This window comes from Syntrophomonas sp. DTU019 (assembly GCA_913757435.1).
Lineage (GTDB): Bacteria > Bacillota > Syntrophomonadia > Syntrophomonadales > Syntrophomonadaceae > DTU019.
In genome coordinates this window covers 1006018-1029484 of record CAJYDM010000001.1, presented here as the reverse complement: position 1 = coordinate 1029484, position 23467 = coordinate 1006018, and the positions used below count along the sequence as shown (strand labels likewise).

Sequence of the window (23467 nt, the reverse complement as noted above, 5' to 3'; positions counted from 1 at the left end):
ATTGAAGAGGTGGGAAGACGAGGGACTACTCGGGGCTTCTGACAGTTGCCGTTGAAGCCCGATAGTTTAGGTGAGAACGCCCAGCATGACCACCCTCCCCTGGAGGCCCTCCTGCTTAAACCCGGTTCTGGATTATATGTATACGGCACCTCAGTCTATTAATGTCCATGCCACAATGTGGTTAATCTATCACCTTAAATACCAGAAACCATTCGCTCACCCCGGGTGGGGTCGGCACAGGAATAAGCCATTCTGGCACCTGCCCGGCGAGCAGTTGGTTGTAGAAAATATTGGGGTTTTCTGCAGCCTTATATATGACCTTTTCTGATGATTCAGGGGTCAGTATGAGCAGATCCACGGGTCGTTCACTGATCACAACACGGGCCGCTTCGGCATTGGCAGAGGTCATCACCCGGTGGTTGAAGAGAATACCGGCGTCATTGCGATGATAAGGAGTTGCAATGACCTGATGGGGAGTGCGGTATAGAATTTCAGGCCCGTAATCTATGTCGATCATTATGACTGCACTGGCAGGAAGATTGCTGCCGGGGTCATTGAGCCAGTTGCATAAGACCCGGGTTGGGGGCTTGCTGTCAGCGGCATCCGCCGGGTTTTCTGGTGTATCCAGAATGACACCTAGCAGCAGGAATCCGAATAAGAACAAAACGATAGTCCCGGCTCGTGCCAGAGCCCGTAGGCCATCTTTTTTGATGCTGGATAATCTATTCATTATTTGGCTTAACGCCATAGCCAGGGGAATAACCAGCAGGGCTGAACAGTAATATACCCAGCGAATTTGATAGAATGTCAGGGGTATGAAGACAAGCAGGCCTATCAGAAAGGTGAGAAGGTATTCTGTCTGGCGATCGCATTTCTTTAAAATCAACCGATATATGACAAAGCCACTGGCTACTGTTATAGATCCAATAACAGTCACTATAGTAATAGTTGAGTCTGCCAGCAATGGTTGTACTTCTATCACCCAATCCAACCAGATAGGTATTATCTCCGAGTTAACCTGGCTGAAAGGGCCTTTAAAAAACGCCGGTATGGTGAACCATAACAGCGCAAAATCAGCTGCAGCTATGACAAGGGCCGCTGATAAACGATAGGTCCTGCCCTTGGAGGTAAAAGCCCTCAATATGAAGACCGAAACAGCTGCCAGGGCAAATATGATTATGTGCACCGCTGAAATGCGGTCATATTCAAAACTGAGCAATGCTCTCAACGGGTACTCTGATAATAGGAACACAGCCGAGCAGACCAGTAAGGTTCCTGCAAAAACATGCAGTTTATCGAGGTAGCCCCCACCGTGTAAAACCCACAGAATTGCCAGAGCAATAAAAACCAGCACCACACCGGCCAAAGCCTCTACGCTTACCCACATTGCCACACCAGCCAGTAAACCCACCCAAAGGGCCATTTTCCGGTTAGGTTCAGGTTCAGCGAGACGTAGTAGACAGCCAATTAGCCCGATAAAGAGCAAAGATAACAGGCTGTGGTGATCGGGGCGACCAAAATGGTATACAGACACCAGCAGAAACTGGCCCAAGAATAGTATCCATACCCACCGACGGTTTTCACGGTCCAAGACCGGTTGGGCAGCCCAGGCCATTGCTGCCAGGCTAATTACCCCCAGAATGGGGCTAATAACAACCCCCCACCAGTATAAGGCTTTATGAAAGCCGAACAACGGAGTCAGTGCACCAGCACCTAACAACAGCAGTATGTCCAGCGGCCGAGTCCAGTGCAAGGTTTCACCGTGAGGGGCATTGCTACGGGGGATAACCGAGTTATACCAGTCGTGATCTGTTGCTAGTTGCTCCACCCTGACCAGGCGGGTAAAGGCATCTGTATCCAACAAATCCTTTTCTGGATAGCCCTGAACATAGTAATAGACCAGCAAAATGATGAACCAGGCCACGATTGTGACCGCAAAAATGGACCGGTTGGAATCGCCATACCCTTGTTTCAAGTTGTTGTTCATCAGTGTTTCGCTTCCATGGTTTCATGGTACTCATCATCGGTGTTGACACTCCACAGGTCGTGAGCGGCCCCTTGAATATTCTGGGCGGCCATAAGCCCGGTGAGTATGGAGTGGTCCATGTTATTGTAGCGGTGCAGGCCATTGCGGCCAATGGATTGTAGATTCTCCAGGCTGTTAAGATACTGTTTTATTACCGGCATAGCCTGCTGGTAATCGTCATCATAAACCGGATAAGCCTTGGGCACCCGCACCACCCAGCCCCATTTGACGGCATCCTTATCAATCAGTCCCATCCGGCTGATCTCATCGATGGCCATGGTTATCAAATCCTCATCCGGAGAATTCCACAATTTATCTCCCTCATTGCAGAAATACTCCAGGCCCAATGAACTGCAGCCTTCTTCCGGCACCATAGCCGGGCTCCATTGCTTGAAATTCTGAATACGGCCCAGATTGACCTCCGGGGAATGCACATAGATCCAATTGTCCGGGAAAAGGAATTCCTGATTAAGTGCCAGGTTGACTGAGATAAAATCGCGGTATTTAAGCAAATTGCCGGCATGATCAAGTCCGCTGTCGAGCTTCGGGGCAATCAGATTGAACATATCCTTCAAGGGCAGGCTACTGATGGCATAATCAGCCGCGATGCTTTTCTCCTGCCCGTCTCCATTCACATAGTCCACCGATAAGACCCGCTTTCCCTGCATATTTATCCCACTGACCCGGGCATTCAGTAATACCCTGCCGTCGCACTTTTCTATCGCCCGGGCCATGGATTCATACATCTGCCCCGGCCCCAGGCGGGGATAATGGAATTCTTCAATAAGCGTTTTAATGCTGTTTTTTTTAAACTGCTTGAAAAGCGCATTAGTGACTGCGGTTACCAGATTTAAGCCCTGAATGCGCTGAGCCGCCCACTCGGCCTTGAGTTGTTTGGTGGACATGCCCCATACTTTTTCAGTGTAGGATTTGAAGAAATGTTTAAACAGGCGATAGCCGAAGCGATTGGTAACCCAGTCTTCGAAGCTTTCTTCCGGACTTATGGGCTTTATTTTGACTTTTACATAACTGCCCATTATCTTTACCGCTTCTATAAATCCCAGTCTGGACAGGGCATTAAATGGCTTGATAGGATAATCAAAGAACTTGCCCCGGTAAAATATCCTGGAAAGTCTGGGCCTAAGCAAGAATTCCTCCTCCAGGACCTCTTTCCACAACCTTTCCACCTCATCGATTTTGGTGAAAAAGCGATGCCCGCCTTGATCAAATCGATAGCCATCTTTTTCAACGGTTTTGCTAATTCCCCCGACCTGTTTCTCCTTTTCCAACAAAATTACCTTATATCCCTTTTTGGCAAGCTCATATCCAGCCGCTAATCCGGCCGGTCCACCTCCCATTATCACAACGCTTTGCGACATAATTGAACCTCTCCCCAAATTACTGATCAGAAAACAACCGGCGTCGGCCAAAGAAATTAAAAAAGAAAACCACCGCCACCGACACCGCCTTGGCGTATAGATACCAGGTCCCGAACCATACCAACAAATAGATTATAAAGTCATTCAGCAATAATCCTACTACCCCGATAGAAGCATACCATATAAACTCCTGCCAGAGCGGATACTTGCTCTCCTTGAATACGAATACCCTGGCCAGACTGTAATTGACAACCAGTCCGCAGATGAAGGAAATCGTGGCAGCGTGGATATGGTGGAAATCGTAGTATTCTACCAGGGCATATAAGAGCCCGACGTCCACTGCCAGGGCAGACACGCTGACCAGTCCGTATTTGACCATTTCGAAAAATATGGTCAGGTATTTACTTTGTAAACCATGGTGATATTTCTTCATTCGGCAATAACTCATCTTCCCAATTTAATATATCGAGTTGCGGATAATTGTTCAGTAGGTCTTTATTAAGAAAGATCAAAACCTTGTATTCATCGACTTCGTCTTTCCAGATTTTGCGACCACTTATTGATTTAACCAGCGCATAATCATTAACCGATATCTGTTCTCCTAACGTGTAATAGAGGCTCAAATTCGTAAATAAAACATCTGGATTATCTTTCGCATCTAATTCGTTCACGCATTTATCTTCACAATTGATTTTATGGGTAAGATATCGTCTATTGTTATTTTGGTAATTAAAATTGGAGAAGATGTTGTTATCAAAATAAGCTATTGTGGGTACTCCTTCTGTAGATGCATAATCATAATATTTTTCTCCTGCTTTTTCATTCTCGATAATACGCCAGGCAACCCAAATATTTAATTGATCCAGTTTATTTTCCATAATAAAGGCTGCCGCTTCCCGGCCGGTTCCATAATTCAGATCGATGTCATTCCTGGCGGCAACCACCGACCAGCGTAGGGTGCTGAGCAAAGCCAAAGCGAGCACGAACAGGCCCAAATACCTGAAAGGCTTATTGTTTGTAAATAAGGTCTCGCGGCGGAGTTGAAGCTGGTCCCAAAAACACCAAAGCACAAAAACATAGAACATGGAGAATATGCCGATATGATGGTCCCAAAAATAGACTAGCCCTCCAAACAGGATGAAGAACAGGTACGGCACCAGCAACAAAGCCAGCATTCGTGCTGCCTTGGCCACCTCCAACAGCAGGATGATGATCACCGCGCTGATAAGGCCACATACTAAATATTGAACAGCACCATTGGCGGCAGAGGCCGAGAAAAATGAGGTGAAAAATGCATCAGCCGGGGCTATCAACAACATATAGAACAACAAGGACATATCAGCTGATTTGGCTACCACCGCATTTATCGCATAGGTATCAGCAGGCGGATAGGCACTTACGGCCAACAGAATATTAAATACCAGCAGCGATAAGAGAGCGTAAAATGATTTGCTGCTGACAAACCGCCTTATGCCAAGCAGTAGATTGTAATTCCGCCACCTCCGCCAACCAAACCAAAGCGATCCCCGCACAGATAACCATGCCATACACGCTGGAGCCGCAGACAATCGCCAAGGACGCTGTAAAGTGATAGGGTTTGGTATTGCGGTCTTTATAAAATAGGGCACTCAGCACAAAACCCAGCATCATCATGCTGTAGGTTCTGCTGATCACCCCATACTGATAAAAGAAAAAATAGGTGAAGGGAATCGTACAGCGAATGATTCTGGGGAAAGGGGCTTTGAATATCAGCAGGCCCATCGCGGTAGTGGCAATAACGAAATTAACTGTTTTCAGGCCTATCTCAAAAGGCAGGCCCAGCTTGGCAAAAGGCATTAGTACTAGGAACCATATCGGTGGATGCCCTTCATAATGAGTTATACTTGTAATTAACTCAAGTATGGATGCATCCTGAGCAATCAACCATGCCTGGGCTTCATCAAACCATGGTTCATGGAAATACATGATGGTCAGCAAAGCAGAAGCATACAGGATTAGAGTGAAAAACTCTAGAGAGCGGTTCTGTTTTGTCATTAGCTAATATATTGTCTCCCTCGTATTCCAACTTATCATGGTGTGCAATAATTCCCCTTAAATGTTATTTCGTTGCTATAAATCCTGTCTACAATCCAAATTGTGCCTACACTTATCAAAAGCCCAAATGGAATATCAATAAGATAATGCCATTTTGAGGCTACGGAAATAAACAAGATTCCCAAAAACACGGCAATATAGAAATAACCTAAAGGTCTTATTTTTCGCAAAGCCATTATCATTAGAAAGAAGCTGTGTGCTATATGAAGGCTGGGCATAGCAGCAGGGGCTGCTGTGAAGTATCCATCCGGGATATAATGTTGTTGAGATACAATTAAGTAGTGAGAGTACATTCCTTGTTGAATAGGAGTAAATACCGTAGTGCTTGTATCAAATATAAATGGGCCGACAGCTGGGCATATCCAGTATGACACGCCTCCTACTAATAATATAAGGCATACCCCAATTACAATTTTTCTAAAATTATTTAAGTTATCATAAATGAGGTGAAAGGTGAATGACAAGAAAAACATTAAGACGAACATTTGATTATAAAACGAACTTAAGTTGACTTTTCCTCCCCAGGTGATAAAGTCAGCAGCACAAATAAAAACTTGTTTCAATGGAAATAGAAAATTGTCTATATGAAAATACATCGCATCATACGATATAGGGTTGATGAGGGGTGTCCATGCTTTAAAATTGAAGTGCAGAAATACCACCACCAAAATATACGGTATATAAAAATATGGAATCCATGAGTTAATAGCCTTTTTCTTAAAAACTAATACATATACAATTTGTACTATTACTGCAACTGCTAAAGGATGGACATAGTGCAGCCAAATTGATAAAAAACTGGCTTTATTGGGCATGTTAATGGGCAACCCTTTAAAATATGTATAAAAGCCCCATATACATACAAAGATAATTAATAGAATAAATTCAAAATTCTTACGAAAAATCATATGTTGCTCCTGGTCCAAATATTGAACCATAGGCTGGTTTGCTCGAAACAATAATGGATTATTACTAGGTCAAAGTAGAACCACATACTTCTTTTAAGAAGCCTCAATATAAAAATGCACTGGGGTACTCTTCCCCATTTAGCCATTGTTTATCATTGTATATAGTAAACGAATTAATAAAGCTTGATTAGGTGTCCCGCTTCAGTCCCAGTGACATTTATAGTACCGGCCGGGAGTTCCAATACAGAATAGGCCGTTTTATGATAAGGCAGGGTTTTACCTTTAGGCACATTCTCATATAGAGCAACCACCCGCATCTCCCGGTCTAGATAAACCACATCAATTGGGAAGCGCATAAAAAAGGTATGCACACTCTTGCACGGGGTGATCAGCATGCCCACGCCCTCTGGCAATGACTTATATGGCAAGAGGCCGCAAAGGCGCTTCCAGAAGGTGTTAGCGTGCAAGATATGACTGCATAAGCACTGATTGGTATCCTTATTTATCAGCATCGATATCCACCTCCGGACCTTCATGGTCACTAAGCCATTATCGCCAGGCTTTCATATACATATTTCGTTAAAACTAGACTGAATCTTCAGTTTAATTAATTTCACTTTGTAGCCCGTCTGGAGGTTAACCTTATGCAAACCTTTTACTTGACTCTCCCCTGGGAGGTCAGCTATTATCAGCGACTTAACCAGGAAAAATACCATGCCGCCCACTGTGCTCCGTAATTAAAGGCCAAAAAAGCCCCCAGGGCCAGTATGGGACCAAAACGCACTGCAGTCTTGCGGCCTGCCCCTTTGAATATCAACAGGTAAAGGGCATAAACCCCTCCAATCAAAGAAACCAAGACCAAGGCTGTCAATGCCCCCGGCCAGCCGCAAAAGGCCCCGATAACTGCAGCCAGCTTGATATCACCCCCGCCTAAGCCCCCGTTGGACAAAAGGGCTAAGGCAAGAAAAAGGCCACCCAGAACCAGTCCCCCTAAGAGCGCTGATAGCAAACTCCCGGATAGAGTGGCCAGGATGAGAGCGGCGCCCAAGGCCGGCATGGTCAGGCGGTTGGGAATAAGGCCGCAGTCCACATCAATTAAGGCGGCGCAAAGCAGTGCGAAACTCAAGGCCATTCCGGTTAGGGTGGTGAGTGACAATCTCCACTGCAGAAAGACCAGTAAGAACAATAAGGCCATCAGAGCTTCCACCAGAGGATAGCGCGGGCTTATTTCGGCTGCGCAATAGCGGCAGTGGCCCCGCAGCAAAAGGTAGCTAATTACCGGGATCAAGTCCCCAGTCGAGAGAATTTGTCCGCAGGACGGGCAGTGAGAGGCAGGAAAAACCACCGACTCCCCTCTGGGAAGGCGGTGAATCACCACATTGGCAAAAGAGCCAAAGATCAGACCGAGTATCGCAACTATGGTGTAATACATCCAAGTCATGTAAACTCATCCCGTACAACCATTCTTTTCTATATGGTAGCATAGCCTCAGCCAAAATGGTTGCCTGGTCACCTGCGCCTTCTTCTACTCGAGTTCAGGCATCTCCTGCATAGGCATACAGTTGACCATTACCCTCCAAGTTCTCTGGTTGACATGATTCCGGAGAAAGACGACAGTGATATGATGCCGTAATAATGTGACAGGGGATGTGACAGTTTGCCTTAATAAGCTAAAGCAGACAAGGAAGTTTCAACGGGTTTGTGACGGGGTATGACGGGATGTGTCACACCCGGTCACACAGGGCTATAGCAATAAGAGGATACCCAGCATTACGTAACAGGCTCCTAAGACTTTCCAAATGGTGATGCTTTCTCCTAATAGCAGCACCGCGCAGATTACGGTGACCAGGGGGGCGCTGGCCATGATCAGTGAGACCACGCTGACATCCCCGTATTTGATGGCGGTGTAATAGGCCAGATCGCCTATCACTGTAGCCAGTACGGCCTCCATACCCAGCAGCAATCCGACCTGCCAGGTGAAGCCTTTTAAAAGTTCCCCGAATGAACCGCTCATGGCCACCCAGGTGGTCACGATTATGGCCGCAAACATGGTACGGACGATAAGGGCCGCGGCTGGATTGACCCCGCGCAGGCCAACCTTGGCGAAAATCGGCGCAATACCCCAGCAGATCATGCCGAATATGGCAATCCAGATAACCATCATGCGGTTTCTCCTCAAAGCATCTACCAGGAAGAACCTGGCCTGGTCATACCAATTTAGCTTCACATTAAAATATCCTTTTGCGTACAATCGCTGCAGGCAGGGAAGGAACATCAATGGCCACCCACTGCTTATACTATGATACTCAATCGCAATGGCTCAGCTGGATAGATGGAGTCTGTTACCATCCTATTGTATCCAGCTCGAAATCATACCAAATTCCATCACAACTGGGTTCTAAGCAGGCTTGATGCCCGAGCGCAGGTTCAGTCATCAGTCAAAATCACCTACCACTCGATCCGATCGATTAATACAAAATACTGAGGTTGGGTGCCAGGGCTCGGCATAATGCCGCCATCTTACCCCCGGCAGCGCAATTCATATACCTGGCGTTGGCACCAACCTTTACCTGTCCTGCATATGGTAGGAGTATGTGTGGGCTATCCATTAAATAGCATCGGTTGATAAACAGATGATTAAAGTGAGGGTATCATGATTTGCCAAATGAACAATGTTCTGCCCCTCTCTATGAGGCGGTGTTGCGATACGTAAATGATGGGGTAGTCCCGTTCCATGTGCCCGGCCACAAGCAGGGCCGCGGACTTCCAGAACTGGCGGACATGGTTGGAGAATTGATCTTAAAGATGGATGTCAACGGCATGAAAGACCTGGATTTCATCGGCAACCCTCAAGGGGTGATCCGGGAAGCGCAGATCCTCATGGCCAGGGCTTTTCACGCCTGGCGCGCCTATTTTTTGGTCAACGGCACCACTTCCGGGGTGCAGGCCATGATCATGTCGGCCTGTGAACCGGGAAGTGAGATCATCATTCCCCGCAACGCGCACAAATCCACCTTCGGCGGCGTCATCCTCAGCGGTGCCCTGCCGGTTTACGTGCAGCCTCAATGCGACCGCAACCTGGGCATAGCCACCGCGGTCACCCTATCTGATTTGGAAGCAGTTATCAAGGCTCATCCCCATGCCCGGGCGGTATTGGTGATTAATCCCAGTTATTACGGGATCGTCGCTGATCTGAAGGCTATTGTGAACCTGGCTCACAGCTACGATATGGCGGTTTTGGTGGATGAGGCTCATGGAGCCCATGCCTATTTCCATCCCGGTTTCCCGACCACCGCCATGGAAGCCGGAGCCGATATGAGCGCGGCCAGCATGCATAAGACTTCGGGTTCGTTGACCCAGTCCTCAGTACTGCTGTACCAGAGTAATTTAATTGCAGTGGAACGGGTGAAAAAGGTGCTGGAATTGACCTATACCTCCAGCGCTTCCTATCTGCTGATGACCTCCCTGGATTTGGCCCGCCGACAGATGGCCCTCAACGGCCGCAAACTGCTCAGCAAGACTCTGCGCCTGGCCAGGTGGGCCCGTGAGGAGATAAACCGCATTCCGGGGCTATACGCCTTTGGGCCGGATATGCCAGGCAGACCGGGCTGCTATGGTTTTGACGAGACTAAATTGGGCATCCATGTTGCCGGTCTGGGGCTGATCGGTTATCAGGTGGAAGAAATCTTGCGCCAGCGCTTTAATATACAGGTGGAGATGTCGGATCTGCACAATATACTGGCCATAATCACTATCGGGGACGATGAAGCCCAGTTACAGCAATTGGTCGGTGCCCTGTCGCAACTGGCCGCTGAAACACAGCATAAAAACACCCCGTTCTATTTCGAAATACCGCCCTCGCCGGAGATGATCGTATCTCCCCGGGATGCTTTTTACAGCCCCACTAAATCGATATCCTTGAAGTCCGCTGCCGGGGAGATCGCCGCCGAGATGCTGATGGCGTACCCGCCCGGCATACCAGTGATACTTCCGGGTGAACGCATCACTTCTGATCTGATCGATTATATAAATTTCCTCAAAGCACAGGGCTGCACCCTGCAAGGCACCGCCGACCCCCAGGTCAACTGCATCCGCGTCCTCGGCTCCGAATGTCACACAGGGACGCTTTATCTGTGACACACAGGGACGCTTTATCTGTGTCATTTTTGATGATGACACGCGGGGACGTATTAACTGAGTCATTTTTTGGCCAAATCTAAATGGCTCGCCCCTAAACATTGAATGGCTTCCCCCGGGGATCTATGTCATGAATTAAGTAAATTTCGATGGTTCATCCCCTCTGGTATATATGTATTTGCCCGGGGGGTTTTTTGATGCAAAAGGCCAATAAGCAGGTAGTTCTGAAAGGGCCGTAGGATGGTTAGGGCCATCCGTCAGTTGTGCTATTAGTATATCAACCAATAATCGGCAATCATATATTTATTTGCTGCAGGGAAACTAACAATAGCATAATTCTAGTGTACACAATAAATAACCGTGATCTATAGACCATTCTGGGAAACTAACAGTAGTATTTGAATTCTAGGAGGCAGTCAGATGGATGTGAAAAGGGCTCATGATATTTTCAATTCGCTCGGGGTTATAGAGGTGCTGTATCAGGGGGAGCCGATCTGGATCGAGGATATTTACGGGGACCAGGCCAAGATCGAATTGCTGCACCAGCGCAAAAGAACCGAGGTGCCGGTGCAGGATCTGATGGAGAGTGAATAACCGCCTTAGCCCATGGGGGCGTGTTTCCAATAGTAGCGGCAGCGCTCCTCGCGGCAGCCGTGGGGATGACGGTCACCCTCCAGGCAGTATATTTCGGCCTCGGTGGGCAGGTCGATGTGCATAGTCTCGCGCAAAACCTGGCTTGCTAAAAACCAACCCGCTGGTAAATCTCCTCCAACAGGGATTCCACTCCCAGATCTTTGGGCACATAGGTCCCCAATTGCTCAGACCACTGGTAACTGTCCCGGTAGGCCTTTTTGTTCTGGCAGATTTGCTCCACCAGCTGCAAAAAAATATCTATCTCCCGCTCGGTGTTATAAGCTGCCAGACTGACGCGCACCATTCCCGGGAGCTTGTGCAGTTCCCGTTTCATATAGTATTGCAGGTGATCAGGGTTCTCCGTCTCCTCTAAAAGGCGCCTTACATAACCCTGGGCGCAAAAACACCCGGTACGCACCCCGATGCCGGCCTCGAAGCACAGTATGGCTCCGACCAGTGCATGTGACAGACCCTTTATGTTGAATGTGACCACCCCTACCCGGGGGGTGCTGCCATACAGAATAACTTCGCGGTTGCGGCCCAATCCTTCCATTAAATATGAAGTGAGACGCTGCTCGTTACGGCTGAGTTGCAACATGCCCAGGCTTTTTAAATACTGCAAGGTAGCCGCCAGCGCATAGGCCCCGGGCACATTGGGTGAACCGGCTTCATCCCGGTCGGGCGGTGATCCCCAGTAGACAGTGTCTCTAAACACCATATTGACTGTGCCACCCCCGCTGTATTCCGGGGCACCCTGTTCAAACAGCCAGCGCGGCCCGATCAAGGCCCCGCAGCCGTATGGCGCGAAGATTTTATGCCCGGAGAAGGCCAGAAAATCAATGTGCTGGGGATGGCTATGGGGCTTCATATTGAAGCAGTGATGGGGGATCAATTGGGCTCCGTCCACTAGTATGCGGGCACCAAAACCATGAGCCAGCTCGGCGATGCGGTGTACGTCGTTGATATGTCCGGTCACATTGGAGGCTCCGCATACTGCCACCAGTTTGACCCGAGGATAGTTCTTCTTCAACAGGTTCTGCAGCTGCTCCATATTCAGTCGGCCGTGGGCATCGACCTGAACGTACTCCACCCGGGCCTGCTGCCGCCAGGGCAGATCATTGGAATGGTGCTCCATTTCCGTGGTCAAGACTATATCTCCGGGCTTTAAGCCTAGACGATAGGACAGTTTATTGATAGCTTCGGTGGTGTTCTTGACCAGCACCACTGTATCCAGAACCGGATCGGCGCCGACGAATTCAGCTATCACATCATGGCTGTGGTCATACACCCGAGACGATACCAGCGATTTGTACCCGGTGCCGCGGTGGACCCCAGAATACCACTTCATGAATTCATCCATCTGTTGGAGCACTGTTTTCAAGGGCGGGGTGCTGGCGGCGTTATCGAAAAAAATAAAGGGCTTCTTTTTCCCCCCTAATACCGGCACTTTGAGATCTATGCCGTGTATGTTGCTGCGCAGCGCAGCATTGGGGCGGTTCACAACCTGTAAAGGAAACAAATGCACTCATCCTGTCACACAATGTTTTCCTATATGTTATGAACCGGGGCTAGATTTGGGAACACAGTATGAACATTTTCATGGTGCGGGCGGCGATCAGATGAATAACTGAATTTCTGCTTTTCTGGCTTGCTGCAAATAGTCATGTACAGTTTTAACTGTTACCTCAGGCAGCAGTTCTTCGCTCTCAAAGCCCATAATCTTCATGGAGAGTTCGCAGGCATGGAAACGCACCCCTTTTTTAAAAGCTCCGTGCAGAAATGACACCAGATCGGGGGATTCTTGAGAAGCCATCATATTGAGCAGCATCTGTTTGCCCATTCCGGCCATGTTCATCTTCGACAGAGGGAGCGCTTCTGCCCCCGCCGGGGTGGCCAGAGTAAACATTTTTTCGTATACATCCTTGTCTTCCATACTGAGTTTTTCTGGGTCGCGCAGCAGTAAAAGCCCCCAGAAGGCGCAGAATACATCTACCTCCATCTCCAAATCGCGCGCTCCATTGGCCAGGATCATTGCCGCCAGGCATTTATCATAGTCACCACTGAATAATAGAAGACTGAAACCACTCTTTTCCATATCATCTCTCCTTATAAAAAGACTGCCCCTCACCATCTGGAGGCAGTCTTAGCATCTGCTGGCAGCATTTTAATTATTCCGATGTTTCAGTGGTTATGGTCGGGATGCGGATAAAAAGCGGGAAAGCCTCTGGCCGGAACCGGTTGGTAGCGGTTCAAGGTGCGCCGGTAGAGCCGGAATAAGGTCTGCAAGACGCGGGTATTGCGCTTGTCAAATGCACTCCGTTCTTCATACAGTATGCCCCGGCTCTGGCCGTTCACATGCAGATAAACCCGACCGTTGACCGTTGCCAGGCCGGCCTGATATATACTGGACAGCGGGATGACTTCGACCTGCTGGCGCAGCACATACATATTAACGGTGGTGATTAACACCCCGCAATGCTGGCTGCCTGGTTGCTCCAGAGGCAGGTAAATCAATGGGGCCTCATCTTCCAAGCTGCAGCCGCAAATCAGGCGCAGCTCTTGCAGGTGTTCAGCGTTGAAGGGACAGGTGTAAAAATTGAACAAGGGCACGAACTGGTTGAGGAAATGGTGGGTCACTTCGGCCAGATCGTATCCGTCAATGGAGTTTTCGGGATTCAGATAGGTGTCCTGAATATTGGTTTTAAATGCTTCTGGGCCTTTTTTCAAATCCACGGCCGTCTTAAGCCGATGCCGTATGACCGGCTCGATGCGATAAGGCAGGGTCAGGAATTCCTGCTCATTGACGGTGAGCAAGGTGCGGAAAGGTCTGGCCTGTACCTCGAATTGGGCGATAGCCTGCAGGGGGATGGAACCCACTTCGCGGACCTCTCCCCAGGCCATGGTGTGGGGCCGGAAGGGATTGAAATAGTGCAGTCGCTGATCGGTAAGCAGAATCAAGACCGGCAGTCTGCCGCTGTCTTTATAGGTGAAATAGAGGCAATAGGGCTTCTCCCCAGGGTCTATGGTCGGGCACAATTTACGGCTGTAATCCAGCAAGAGGTCGGGAATCAGCGGCGCGCAATACAGTTCCCCGGCATGATAGTCGAGATTGTGGCGCAGCGTATTCAGTTTCTGTTGCCAGGAAAACCATAAGACCACTACCATTCGGCAGGCTCCCCCCTCTCCACTGCTTATTAATATTATATCGATAGTTTAAACCAAAAGGTCAGATGTATAAACTTGGAAATTAAAAACGGTCGGAGAAAACGAAAGGGGACGTCTGGCCGTGTTATCCGTAGTATACAACACGGCCGAAAACGTCCCAGGTTGCTCAGAGATTATTTTTAGTTGGGGGCTCTTCGGGTCTGACCAATGGCCATGAATTATCTGACTTTGACCACCCAGTTGAAAGGATCTTCCACCTCGCCGTACTGTATACCTGTCATGGTGTCATACAGCTTCTGGGAGATCTCTCCGATCTGTCCGTTGTTGATGTTCATCACCTTGCCGTCCCAGGACAGCTCGCCTATGGGAGAGATGACCGCAGCGGTGCCGGTGCCGAAGGCCTCTTCCAGTCGGCCTTTTTCATAGGCCTCGAACAACTCCTGTATGCTGATGCGCCTTTCTTCAACCGGAACGCCCCAATGCCTTAACAAGGCCAAAGCGGAATCGCGGGTGATGCCGCCCAGAATGCTGCCTTCCAGGGCTGGAGTCACCACCGTACCGTCTATTTTAAACATCACGTTCATGGTGCCAACTTCTTCTATATATTTCTTCTCTACTCCATCCAGCCACAACACCTGGGTGTAATTCTTCTCTTTGGCCTCTATTTGGGCTTTCAGGCTGGCAGCATAATTGCCCGGAGTCTTGATATAGCCGGTGCCGCCCTTGACTGCACGGACATAGTTGCTTTCAACATAGATCTTGACCGGGTCCAGACCTTCAGGGTAGTAAGCCCCTACCGGGCACATGATCACCATAAATTTATATGTATGCGAGGGTCGCACCCCCAGGTAAGGGTCGGTGGAAATGATGAATGGACGTATATATAAGGAGGTGCCTTCCGCATCCGGCACCCAGTCACTGTCTATATCCACTGCAGCCCTTATGGCCTCTACGGCGAAATCCACATCCAGAGGAGGTATGACCACTCTTTCATTAGAGATGTTGGCGCGCTCCATATTGGCGTAGGGGCGGAACAGGTTGATACTGCCGTCTTTGCACTTGTACGCTTTCATTCCTTCAAAAATCGCCTGCCCGTAGTGGAAGACCATAGTGGAGGGATCAAGCTCCAAGGGGCCGTAGGGTACAATCCGGGGGTCGTGCCAGCCCTGCCCTTCGGTGTAATCCATCACAAACATATGGTCGGTAAAGTACTCTCCGAAAGGAAGATTATTTTGATCCGGTTTCACCTTGGGAGAGTTTGTCCTGGTAACTTTGATCTCCATGGACATAAATAAATCACCTCAATCCTCCGATTTATATAATTTCCTTTATCAAGGTTTATTTCTGGTCCGCTGTTTATGGTTTTTCTGTATACAACATACAATGCGCAAGAACTCCGATGTGGGGCGATTTTTGGAGAAATTTTGTTGAATTTAATTATTGCACTACAGGAGAACAAAAACAAGGGCGTAATATGAAGTCATTGCAGTAAAATATTTCCCCACAAGATACCAAGATGACACAGGGGGACGTTTTATTTGTGTCATTTTTTAATTCACAATGGAATCATTATGATGGCTATTGCGGAATGAAACACGAAAACACGGGAACTCTTTGTCCCCATTCTTTGCGGAAGTAAGCAAATGACACAGGGGGACGAATGACACAGGGGGACGTTTTATCTGTGTCATTTTTTAATTCACAGTGGAATCATTTTGGCTGGCATTAACTGAGTGAAACACAGGGACACTGTACGTTGTCTCCATTCTTTGCAGAGTAACCATAGCGCAAGATATTGACTTAACTTTCATCATACTGCGCTTATCATGCCACTCGTGGGAATAACACAGATAGAGGGTATCGTACTACAGGTATATAGGTATTTAGGTATGCAGGATAAAGTGTGTAGGGTGCCGAATTGGCAAGGAAAGAATGTTTATAGGGGGCGTTAGTATGTCCAAACGCGGCCGGTTGGTGCTTCTGGGCGGACCTTCCTGCGTGGGTAAAGGGCCGCTGTGTAATGCCTTGAAGGCGCTATATCCTCAGCTGGAGTCTAAACTTCGCAAATTGGTCATGTACAATACGCGCGCTCCGCGACCGGGCGAGAGTGAAGGGGTGGACTATTATTTCCGCAGCCCTGACCAGATGCACAGACTCAATGAGCGCGAAGATTTCATCCTCCTGGAAGTTCGCGGTGACTTGCAAGGTCTGGACACCGCGGAGCTATTCAGCATTCTGGACAGCGGTCAGGACGTGCTTTTTGAAGGGAATCCTTACGTTCCCCAGGCCATCTGGAATCTGCCTGAGATGGCGGAAGTGGATATACAGCGGGTGTTCCTAGCTCCCCTGTGCAGAGCCGAAATCATCTGGCTGCGTGAGCAGGGAGCCAACGTGCGGGAGATGCTGGTGGATGTGATGCGCCGCAAACTGCTACGCCGCACTCAGAAACAGAAGGGCATCCTCTCGCTGAAAGACCTGGAGAATATTGAGAAACGATGCAATAGCGCCCCAATGGAGCTTGATTTGGCGTGGCAGTTCGATTGGGTCATACCCAATCATGACGGTGAGGACAGCGATAATTGGAATGCCTTTTACTACCCAATCGGAGATGCTTTGCAGGCCGTGGAAGCCTTTGCGGCATTGCTCCGTGGTGAACCAGCCCCTTATGCCGAAAAGTGGGAGAAAAACCTGTGGCCTGTTGAGTAAATTCCTCTATCGAGGAGGCAGGTTCTAGCATATCAAGTTCTTGTCACAACTCTGTCTCCTGATAAATGATTCAATTACGACTCAATGACACAGATAAGGAGTAGAGGCCCGTCCCCGTGTGTCATTTTAGGTAGGCAGCTTTTACCAGCTCCAGAGGTAGGCCGGAATAGAGGCCGCCGCAGGAACCGAAGATGTATCCGGGGACTCCTTGCCATTGCCGGCACAATTGCACAGCCTCGGAGCTGAGCTGCGCAGGGCCTTTGAGACCGAGTCGGCCCTCAAACTGCAGGCTGCCCCACCACACCCAATCATCCACCAATTCTTCCGGTAGGATTGCTTTACTCATCCCCGCATCAGGCTGCAGGCCCTGCAGGCCCCAGAAGCCAACGCCCCTCAAATCCGGTATCAACTCTGCCACATTGCCGTCGGAGTGAAATAGCACCGGCGTGCTCACCACCGGTATTTTTTTCAGCCAGCAGCGCAATTCGGGGAAATAGTATTTACGCAGGAAAACCGGATCAACCAGCAAGTCGTTTTGTCCAGCCAGATCATCCCCCAATATAAGCCCTTCACAGCCTCCATCCAGTGCGCCGGCGGCCACTTCCCAGGCGGCTTTCAAATACTTGCCCATGAAGCTGCGCACAGTGGCAGGTTTTTTTACGATCCATTCTGCGGCCCGCGCCCATCCTAGCGACTGTATCAGAGTATTGAATGGACCATCAATCAGGGCAAAGGTGAAATACCCCTTGCGGCACCAGTATTGCCAGTCCACTTGGGAGCGGTAATTGACAGGGAGTGTGAGCAGATCGGCCTCAATCTCCTCCAAAAACGCTTCCAGGTTGGTGTTGGCCTCTTTTAGAAATGCCTCTGCGATGAGGATTTCACCCCGCGGGGTACGTTCGGGTTTGATTTTGCGTAGTGCGTTCCACACGCGTAAACGGCCCATTTTACCAATCGCTTTCTTTGAAAAATAAGTTATGAGCGGGGGAGACAGACCGCAATTACCATTATTGATTCCCGACAGAATCATTATAGCAGATGGCAAATGCTGTTAGTTAGCGTCCCAATATTATTTTCTAGTAAAGAAGGAAAAAACGCCCAAAACAGGAATATATTCTTGAGGAGACTGCCGTTTAAGCCCGTATAGAATACATTTTGGGCATAGGCAGGCTGGTTATATAAGGAAGAGGGGGTATAGTAGTGTCGAATTGGAAGGAGCACTATCGCAATAATCAGGTTTCATTTAAGGAAGCTGCGAGTCTGGTCAAATCCGGTGATTTTGTGGGCATAGCCCTGGGAGTGGGAGCTTGCACCCCGCCTATGTATGAAGCTATCCTGGACCGCCATGAAGAGCTTACCGGGGTGGTAATCTCAGACACCGTGCAGCTTCGGCCCACCCGGCTGTACGACCCGGAATTCATGGGTAATCTGCTGGGACGCATCGAATATTGCCCCGCCTTTGGCCTCTCCACCATCCGCAATATCAACTCCACCCGCATACCTGATTTCCTGCCCATCACCGCCCAGGATCTGGGTGATAAAATGGCAGCCAATGCGGACGTTTTTATCGCTATGGTCACTCCGCCCAATAGTAAAGGTTATGTTAATCTGGGGCTCACCAATTTTTATACCATGGATACGATCCGCAAAGGCCGGGCTAAGGGAAAACTGCGGGTCGTCATTGCCGAGGTAAATGAATTTATGCCTATAGTCCTGGGAGACAACTGGATGCATGTATCGGAATTTGACTGCTTTATTGAGCATAACAGCCCTATACCTACCTTTTCCCGCAGCAAGCCTACCGAGATTGAGAAAGCCATCGCTGCTCATGTGCTCGATTTGATCAACGACGGGGATACCATTCAGATGGGAATCGGCGGCATCCCCGAAGCGGTGGTTTGCGGTCTGCAGGGCAAACACGATTTGGGCGTGACCACGGAGATGTTCCCCATCGGACTGCCCAAGCTGGTGGAACAAGGCATTGTGACCAATGCCTGCAAACCCCGGCATCGCGGCGTTACTTTGGCCACTATGTGCCTTGGCGACCAGGATCTGTACGATTACATCAGCGAAAATCCTTCCTGCGAGTTCTATCCCTCATCATATACCAACAGTCCCATCATGCTGGCCCAGTACCCTAACTTGACAGCCATCAACATGGCCGTCATGGTCGACTTGAGCGGACAAATCTGCTCCGAGGGTTGGGGACACCGCATGATCAGCGGCAGTGGCGGACAACTCGATTTTATGCTGGGTGCTTACTGGTCAGAGGGAGGCAAAGGCATAACCCTGTTATCGGCGGCCCGCCAGCAGCCTGACGGCAGCCTGTCATCCTCGATTATGCCTGAGATGCCGATTGGTACGCCAATAACAGTTCCCCGCGCCTATGCCCACTATGTAGTCACGAAATACGGGGTGGCTGACCTGAAATATAAAAGCCGCCGCCAGCGGGCCCAAGCTCTGATAGAGATAGCTCATCCCGACTTGCGCGGCGAGCTGCGCAAATCCTTGCAGAAGAACTTCTACCCCGGCTTAGGCGCAGCTACCAGCAATATCACTGCAGGCGAAATGCCTTGAAGCCGACGCTGCTGAGCCTTCGCACTTTTCTTTGTCGGCGGTCAGCGATTCATATATGAATTAAAAATGACACAGTGAAAGCGTCCCCCTGTGTCATTCGTGCAAGGCTTGCCGCAGCTGAGCTTTGCTGCGCGGGGGCATATCAGCCGAAACCAGCCCCTGCGCCTCCATAACCCGCCAGATTTCCAACAACCAGGGGGTCTCCAGGTGGGCCTGCTTCAACAACTCGTCCTGATCAAAGACCTCAAGTGGAGAGCCCTCTGCCAAGACCTGCCCTCTATGCAGCAGCCACACCAGATCGGCCCACTGATAGGCCAGATTCACATCATGGGTCGAAATCACGATGGTCTTGCCCTGTTGTTGCAATTGATTCAGCACATGCATAAACAGTTGGGCATTCTCAGGATCCAGTCCGGCGGTAGGCTCATCACAGATTATCAGTTCCGGTTCCATTGCCAGTACTCCAGCCAGAGACACCATCTTCTTCTGACCCACGCTCAAAAAATGGGTAGGGCGGAAAAAGAGTTCACTAATACCTAATTGCTCTCCAACCGCTTCCACCCTCATGCGGGCCTCCGCCTTTCCACAACCCTGATTCATCAGGCCAAAGGAGATGTCCTGCCACACACTGGCAGAAAACAGTTGATGGTCAGGATTTTGAAAAACGATACCCACCCGCTGGCGAAGGTTCATTAAAGCCTTTTTGTTATACTGGACCTCCCGCCCGCGGTAATAAACGGAACCGGCCAATGGGCGCAGCAAGCCGTTAAAATGCAGGAACAAGGTGGATTTGCCTGCGCCATTCGCTCCCAGGATGGCAGCCCGGCAATTGACGGGCACGGATATATTGAGGCCGTTTAAGGCGTTGGTGCCGTCCTGATATCGATAATATAAGTCCCTGACCGTCAGTAAATCAGGCTGCATAGCGTCCCCCATAGAAATAGATCATAAGCAGGCTGCTGATAAATATGCTTACCGCAGCCAGATGTACAGGTTTGAAGATATAAGGTTCTTCAAGCACCTCCAGGCTGCCGTTAAATCCGCGAGCCAGCAAACCATCATAACAAGCGCTGGTCCTATGCAGATTTTTTAAGAAAAGGTTGCTGACCAAAGCTGACAGGGAAGAAAACTGACCTTTAAAACCCCGATACCCGCAGCGGGACTGTTGGGCGATATATATATCCTGCGCAGTCTGTAAAAAGGTGAATATGTTTATGTATATAAGCCCGGTAAGATCGGTAATTACATCGGGAATCTTGAGCATCCGCATCACATACACCAGTTGAACCACCGGGGTGGTTAACGCCAAGAGGTACATCGCACTGACACAGGCCAGGCAACGCAGCATTAGTGCTTGGGCCTGGTGCCAGGATCCGTCTGAAATACCCCACCATAGTCCTCCGGCATATACAGCTGGCCAGAGACCATGAGGTTGAATACTGTTGGTGACAGCCACAGCAGCACAGCCGGCCACTAGGAAGCACAGCGGGATCAACATTAAATTCAGGTAGAAGCGCCAAGAGACCCGAGCTGCCAAAATCACCAGGAGCGACATGGATAGCAGGACCGATATGGAAATGATCTCGGTGTCAAGAGCCAAAACCAGCAGTAAAGAGGCTGCTACCAATCCCAATTTGACAGCCGGGTGAAATGAATACCAGGGTGAACTGTAGGCGGCTTGGTCAATACGTATCATCGCGATTGCTCCACTGCCTTTTTGCGGCCTATGGTGTACCCCAGGTAGTAACAGATAAATCCCGAACCCAGAGCTGCCTGCAGGGCAAACAATAAAGATTCGATTTCAGAGCTGGGAGGTTCCCACAGCGGTTCAAACCAGGGCTGATAATCTGGTCTGATTTCCTCGATAACGGTTTCGGCCTGTGCATCGGCTCCCTCGAATTCAGCCCCGCGATTGCTTAAAAAGGCATAGACCATCAGCAGCAAAACAATGCCCATCAAGGCGATATTGCGCTTCATGCCTGTTCACCCCCTGTTCTCAAGTCTTTGAGGCTTTCCACTTCATTACGATTGTAAGCCCATAATAAATCCAGTACCAAAACCGTCAAAATTCCTTCGACAATGGCGATGGGCACCTGGGTCACCGCAAAAATACCGGAAAACTTGATAAATGCCGCATAAAAGCCCTCTGCCCCCCCGGAAAAAGCCAGTGCCAACTGCAGGGCAGTGACTACATAAGTAGCCAGGCTACCCACCGCAGCCCCACTGAGCACTGCAACCCAGTGGGGCAGGCGGGTTTTTTTGAGGAGGGCGTACAACCCGTAAGCTACGAAAGGTCCTACCACTGCCATAGATACAACATTTGCTCCTATAGTAGTCAGTCCGCCGTGGGCCAGGAGCAAGGCCTGAAAAAACAGGACAATCAATCCGATCAGCACCATAGCAGTCGGCCCGAAAAGTATAGCCCCCAAAGCCATTCCGGTAGGGTGGGAACAACTCCCTGTAACCGAGGGCAGTTTTAGAGCCGAAAGCACAAAGGTAAACGCTCCCGCAAAGGCCAGCAAAAGCAGGGCCCGGGGATTATCGGCTATCAGTCTGCGGGCTCTGACAATACTGAGGTATAGGAAAGGAAGCATCAGCCCAAACCAGGCCACAGCCCACCCCAGGGGAAGAAAACCTTCCATTATATGCATTCCAAAAGACAACGTCACGGCACTTGCCTCCTTACTCTTACTCCATATCTATTCGGCGACCAACCAGGCATGGCTGGTTCATCAAAGCTCAGCAGTTAGTCGATAATAATTCCCCTGCAAGGCCTGCAGCAGGCGCAGATTGTGCTCTCTCTGTTTGACTGCGACGCGGAAATAGTACGGTGACAGGTTGGCAAAATTGGAGCAATTCCTGATCAGAATCCCCTCAGGTCCCAGCCTCTGCTGCCACTGAGCCGCTGTAAGCCCGCTCTGCTCTGCATCGATGAGCAGGAAATTGCTCACTCCCGGAAACACCGTTAAAAACGGCAGGTCCTGAAGCTGTGCGGTCAGGAACTTTCTCTCCTCGGCTACCACGGCGATAGTTCTCTGTATGTATTCACGGTCTCTCAGCGAGGCCTGCCCTGCCGATAAGGCCAGGGTGTTGATTCGCCAGGTGGGAAGCAAGAACTCCATTCGTTTGATATGCTCCGCATGGGCGGCAGCGTATCCTAAACGCAAGCCGGGTATGGCGAAAAACTTGGTCAGGGAGCCGACTACGATAATATGTGGATGCTGCACCGCCTCATAGCGCAGGGACAGCGAGTCGTCACCGGTGAAATCCAGAAAAGCCTCATCCACCACCACTACCGCTCCCACAGTGCCGGCCAGGTGGGCCAGTTGCAGCAAATTGTCTTTGCCAAACAGGTTGCCGGTAGGGTTGTTGGGATTGCCGATGAACAGCAGGTCCCCGGGCCGTAAAATTGCTCTGATTTGCTCCAGGGGCAGGCGGAAATGCTCCTGAGGCTGGAGGTTTATCCTCACCACCTGCGGATTTTCCAAACCTTCGCCGTATTCGGAGAAACACGGGGCCAGCAGCACCAAGCGGCCTTTATAAAACATGCGTCCCAAAAGGTAAATAAGCTCTGAACCGCCGTTGCCCAGCACCAAGTTGGAGCCTTCTACGCCCAAGTATTCAGCCAGGGCGATTTTACAGGAATCCCCGGTTGGCTCCGGGTAATGGATGAGCTGGCCCAGATTGTCGCCAATAGCCTCTAAGGCCAGTGGTGAAGGCCCCAGGGGGTTGATATTGGCGCTGAAATCCAGGATATTCTCCAACGGTACTCCCCACCTGCCTGCCTCGGTCCACACATTTCCACCGTGAGTCGGTTTATTGGTATTCTCATCATTCATCGA

24 protein-coding genes are annotated in these 23467 nt (G+C 49.7%); 4 read left to right on the top strand and 20 right to left on the bottom strand.

The window, feature by feature from the left end; genetic code table 11:
• Positions 1-181: 181 nt before the first annotated feature.
• The 9 genes from AC15IQ_RS05220 to AC15IQ_RS05180 form a co-directional block, all read right to left on the bottom strand.
• On the bottom strand, positions 182-1987 hold the full coding sequence (locus AC15IQ_RS05220) for a hypothetical protein (protein WP_483177613.1): 1806 nt from the start codon (positions 1985-1987) through the stop codon (positions 182-184).
• Positions 1987-3405, bottom strand: coding sequence for an NAD(P)/FAD-dependent oxidoreductase (locus AC15IQ_RS05215; protein ID WP_483177612.1), 1419 nt, complete (start codon positions 3403-3405; stop codon positions 1987-1989). The genes AC15IQ_RS05220 and AC15IQ_RS05215 overlap by 1 nt, the downstream gene beginning before the upstream one ends.
• Before the next feature lie 19 nt (positions 3406-3424).
• Positions 3425-3838, bottom strand: coding sequence for a GtrA family protein (locus AC15IQ_RS05210; RefSeq protein ID WP_483177611.1), 414 nt, complete (start codon positions 3836-3838; stop codon positions 3425-3427).
• A complete protein-coding gene (locus AC15IQ_RS05205; protein WP_483177610.1) occupies positions 3807-4724 on the bottom strand; it encodes a hypothetical protein in 918 nt (305 codons plus the stop codon). Before AC15IQ_RS05205 ends, AC15IQ_RS05210 begins: the two co-directional genes overlap by 32 nt.
• A 94-nt stretch (positions 4725-4818) precedes the next feature.
• The gene (locus tag AC15IQ_RS05200; protein WP_483177609.1) at positions 4819-5439 is read right to left on the bottom strand and encodes a hypothetical protein; all 621 of its coding nucleotides are present in this window, start codon (positions 5437-5439) and stop codon (positions 4819-4821) included.
• 35 nt (positions 5440-5474) lie between these two features.
• Complete coding sequence (locus tag AC15IQ_RS05195; protein ID WP_483177608.1) at positions 5475-6407, bottom strand: phosphatase PAP2 family protein; 933 nt, start codon at positions 6405-6407, stop codon at positions 5475-5477.
• Positions 6408-6580: 173 nt separating this feature from the next.
• Positions 6581-6919, bottom strand: coding sequence for a DUF192 domain-containing protein (locus tag AC15IQ_RS05190; RefSeq protein ID WP_483177607.1), 339 nt, complete (start codon positions 6917-6919; stop codon positions 6581-6583).
• A gap of 176 nt (positions 6920-7095) precedes the next feature.
• Positions 7096-7848, bottom strand: a complete 753-nt coding sequence (locus tag AC15IQ_RS05185) for a prepilin peptidase (protein ID WP_483177606.1) — start codon at positions 7846-7848, stop codon at positions 7096-7098.
• Between the two features lie 303 nt (positions 7849-8151).
• Entirely contained in the window at positions 8152-8634 is a 483-nt protein-coding gene (locus AC15IQ_RS05180) for an EamA family transporter (protein ID WP_483177605.1), read from the bottom strand.
• Between the two features lie 431 nt (positions 8635-9065).
• Here AC15IQ_RS05180 and AC15IQ_RS05175 point away from each other — a divergent pair, with 431 nt between their 5' ends.
• Positions 9066-10544, top strand: a complete 1479-nt coding sequence (locus AC15IQ_RS05175; RefSeq protein ID WP_483177604.1) for an aminotransferase class I/II-fold pyridoxal phosphate-dependent enzyme — start codon at positions 9066-9068, stop codon at positions 10542-10544.
• 420 nt (positions 10545-10964) lie between these two features.
• The gene (locus tag AC15IQ_RS05170) at positions 10965-11138 is read left to right on the top strand and encodes an H-type small acid-soluble spore protein (RefSeq protein ID WP_483177603.1); all 174 of its coding nucleotides are present in this window, start codon (positions 10965-10967) and stop codon (positions 11136-11138) included.
• 5 nt (positions 11139-11143) lie between these two features.
• Here AC15IQ_RS05170 and AC15IQ_RS05165 read toward each other — a convergent pair whose 3' ends face one another.
• From AC15IQ_RS05165 to AC15IQ_RS05145, 5 genes are all read right to left on the bottom strand, one after another.
• Positions 11144-11272, bottom strand: a complete 129-nt coding sequence (locus AC15IQ_RS05165; protein ID WP_483177602.1) for a hypothetical protein — start codon at positions 11270-11272, stop codon at positions 11144-11146.
• An 11-nt stretch (positions 11273-11283) separates the two neighbouring features.
• Entirely contained in the window at positions 11284-12696 is a 1413-nt protein-coding gene (locus tag AC15IQ_RS05160; RefSeq protein WP_483177601.1) for an aminotransferase class V-fold PLP-dependent enzyme, read from the bottom strand.
• Positions 12697-12792: 96 nt separating this feature from the next.
• Positions 12793-13272 (bottom strand): DsrE/DsrF/DrsH-like family protein, encoded by a 480-nt coding sequence (locus AC15IQ_RS05155; RefSeq protein ID WP_483177600.1) that lies wholly within the window; start codon positions 13270-13272, stop codon positions 12793-12795.
• Between the two features lie 86 nt (positions 13273-13358).
• Entirely contained in the window at positions 13359-14342 is a 984-nt protein-coding gene (locus tag AC15IQ_RS05150; RefSeq protein WP_483177599.1) for a hypothetical protein, read from the bottom strand.
• A 218-nt stretch (positions 14343-14560) separates the two neighbouring features.
• Positions 14561-15625: a branched-chain amino acid aminotransferase gene (locus tag AC15IQ_RS05145; RefSeq protein WP_483177598.1), complete on the bottom strand. Its 1065-nt coding sequence runs from the start codon at positions 15623-15625 to the stop codon at positions 14561-14563.
• 670 nt (positions 15626-16295) lie between these two features.
• Here AC15IQ_RS05145 and AC15IQ_RS05140 point away from each other — a divergent pair.
• A complete protein-coding gene (locus tag AC15IQ_RS05140; RefSeq protein ID WP_483177597.1) occupies positions 16296-17048 on the top strand; it encodes a guanylate kinase in 753 nt (250 codons plus the stop codon).
• A 121-nt stretch (positions 17049-17169) separates the two neighbouring features.
• On the opposite strand, the gene AC15IQ_RS05135 is transcribed toward AC15IQ_RS05140, so the two are convergent.
• Positions 17170-17994 carry a uroporphyrinogen decarboxylase family protein gene (locus tag AC15IQ_RS05135; RefSeq protein ID WP_483177596.1) on the bottom strand — a complete coding sequence of 275 codons (825 nt, stop codon included), beginning with the start codon at positions 17992-17994 and terminating at the stop codon, positions 17170-17172.
• Positions 17995-18248: 254 nt separating this feature from the next.
• Between AC15IQ_RS05135 and AC15IQ_RS05130 the strand changes: the two genes are divergently transcribed.
• Positions 18249-19625 carry an acetyl-CoA hydrolase/transferase family protein gene (locus AC15IQ_RS05130; protein ID WP_483177595.1) on the top strand — a complete coding sequence of 459 codons (1377 nt, stop codon included), beginning with the start codon at positions 18249-18251 and terminating at the stop codon, positions 19623-19625.
• Between the two features lie 93 nt (positions 19626-19718).
• Here the strand turns inward: AC15IQ_RS05130 and AC15IQ_RS05125 are convergent, their stop codons facing one another.
• The 5 genes from AC15IQ_RS05125 to cobD all read right to left on the bottom strand — a co-directional run bounded on the left by AC15IQ_RS05125 (position 19719) and on the right by cobD (position 23464).
• Positions 19719-20549, bottom strand: a complete 831-nt coding sequence (locus AC15IQ_RS05125; protein ID WP_483177594.1) for an energy-coupling factor ABC transporter ATP-binding protein — start codon at positions 20547-20549, stop codon at positions 19719-19721.
• Complete coding sequence (gene cbiQ, locus AC15IQ_RS05120) at positions 20539-21321, bottom strand: cobalt ECF transporter T component CbiQ (RefSeq protein WP_483177593.1); 783 nt, start codon at positions 21319-21321, stop codon at positions 20539-20541. Before cbiQ ends, AC15IQ_RS05125 begins: the two co-directional genes overlap by 11 nt.
• Positions 21318-21602, bottom strand: a complete 285-nt coding sequence (locus AC15IQ_RS05115) for an energy-coupling factor ABC transporter substrate-binding protein (protein WP_483177592.1) — start codon at positions 21600-21602, stop codon at positions 21318-21320. The genes cbiQ and AC15IQ_RS05115 overlap by 4 nt, the downstream gene beginning before the upstream one ends.
• On the bottom strand, positions 21599-22294 hold the full coding sequence (locus AC15IQ_RS05110; RefSeq protein ID WP_483177591.1) for an energy-coupling factor ABC transporter permease: 696 nt from the start codon (positions 22292-22294) through the stop codon (positions 21599-21601). The genes AC15IQ_RS05115 and AC15IQ_RS05110 overlap by 4 nt, the downstream gene beginning before the upstream one ends.
• Before the next feature lie 63 nt (positions 22295-22357).
• On the bottom strand, positions 22358-23464 hold the full coding sequence (cobD, locus tag AC15IQ_RS05105; protein ID WP_483177590.1) for a threonine-phosphate decarboxylase CobD: 1107 nt from the start codon (positions 23462-23464) through the stop codon (positions 22358-22360).
• Positions 23465-23467: the final 3 nt, after the last annotated feature.

What these genes read in the sequence shown, in the direction of transcription:
- AC15IQ_RS05220 (WP_483177613.1), bottom strand. Translation starts at nt 1,987, where the DNA reads ATGAACAACAACTTGAAACAAGGGTATGGCGATTCCAACCGGTCCATT.
- AC15IQ_RS05215 (WP_483177612.1), bottom strand. Translation starts at nt 3,405, where the DNA reads ATGTCGCAAAGCGTTGTGATAATGGGAGGTGGACCGGCCGGATTAGCG.
- AC15IQ_RS05210 (WP_483177611.1), bottom strand. Translation starts at nt 3,838, where the DNA reads ATGAAGAAATATCACCATGGTTTACAAAGTAAATACCTGACCATATTT.
- AC15IQ_RS05205 (WP_483177610.1), bottom strand. Translation starts at nt 4,724, where the DNA reads ATGTTGTTGATAGCCCCGGCTGATGCATTTTTCACCTCATTTTTCTCG.
- AC15IQ_RS05200 (WP_483177609.1), bottom strand. Translation starts at nt 5,439, where the DNA reads ATGACAAAACAGAACCGCTCTCTAGAGTTTTTCACTCTAATCCTGTAT.
- AC15IQ_RS05195 (WP_483177608.1), bottom strand. Translation starts at nt 6,407, where the DNA reads ATGATTTTTCGTAAGAATTTTGAATTTATTCTATTAATTATCTTTGTA.
- AC15IQ_RS05190 (WP_483177607.1), bottom strand. Translation starts at nt 6,919, where the DNA reads ATGCTGATAAATAAGGATACCAATCAGTGCTTATGCAGTCATATCTTG.
- AC15IQ_RS05185 (WP_483177606.1), bottom strand. Translation starts at nt 7,848, where the DNA reads ATGACTTGGATGTATTACACCATAGTTGCGATACTCGGTCTGATCTTT.
- AC15IQ_RS05170 (WP_483177603.1), top strand. Translation starts at nt 10,965, where the DNA reads ATGGATGTGAAAAGGGCTCATGATATTTTCAATTCGCTCGGGGTTATA.
- AC15IQ_RS05155 (WP_483177600.1), bottom strand. Translation starts at nt 13,272, where the DNA reads ATGGAAAAGAGTGGTTTCAGTCTTCTATTATTCAGTGGTGACTATGAT.
- AC15IQ_RS05150 (WP_483177599.1), bottom strand. Translation starts at nt 14,342, where the DNA reads ATGGTAGTGGTCTTATGGTTTTCCTGGCAACAGAAACTGAATACGCTG.
- AC15IQ_RS05145 (WP_483177598.1), bottom strand. Translation starts at nt 15,625, where the DNA reads ATGGAGATCAAAGTTACCAGGACAAACTCTCCCAAGGTGAAACCGGAT.
- AC15IQ_RS05140 (WP_483177597.1), top strand. Translation starts at nt 16,296, where the DNA reads ATGTCCAAACGCGGCCGGTTGGTGCTTCTGGGCGGACCTTCCTGCGTG.
- AC15IQ_RS05135 (WP_483177596.1), bottom strand. Translation starts at nt 17,994, where the DNA reads ATGGGCCGTTTACGCGTGTGGAACGCACTACGCAAAATCAAACCCGAA.
- AC15IQ_RS05125 (WP_483177594.1), bottom strand. Translation starts at nt 20,549, where the DNA reads ATGCAGCCTGATTTACTGACGGTCAGGGACTTATATTATCGATATCAG.
- cbiQ (WP_483177593.1), bottom strand. Translation starts at nt 21,321, where the DNA reads ATGATACGTATTGACCAAGCCGCCTACAGTTCACCCTGGTATTCATTT.
- AC15IQ_RS05115 (WP_483177592.1), bottom strand. Translation starts at nt 21,602, where the DNA reads ATGAAGCGCAATATCGCCTTGATGGGCATTGTTTTGCTGCTGATGGTC.
- cobD (WP_483177590.1), bottom strand. Translation starts at nt 23,464, where the DNA reads ATGAATGATGAGAATACCAATAAACCGACTCACGGTGGAAATGTGTGG.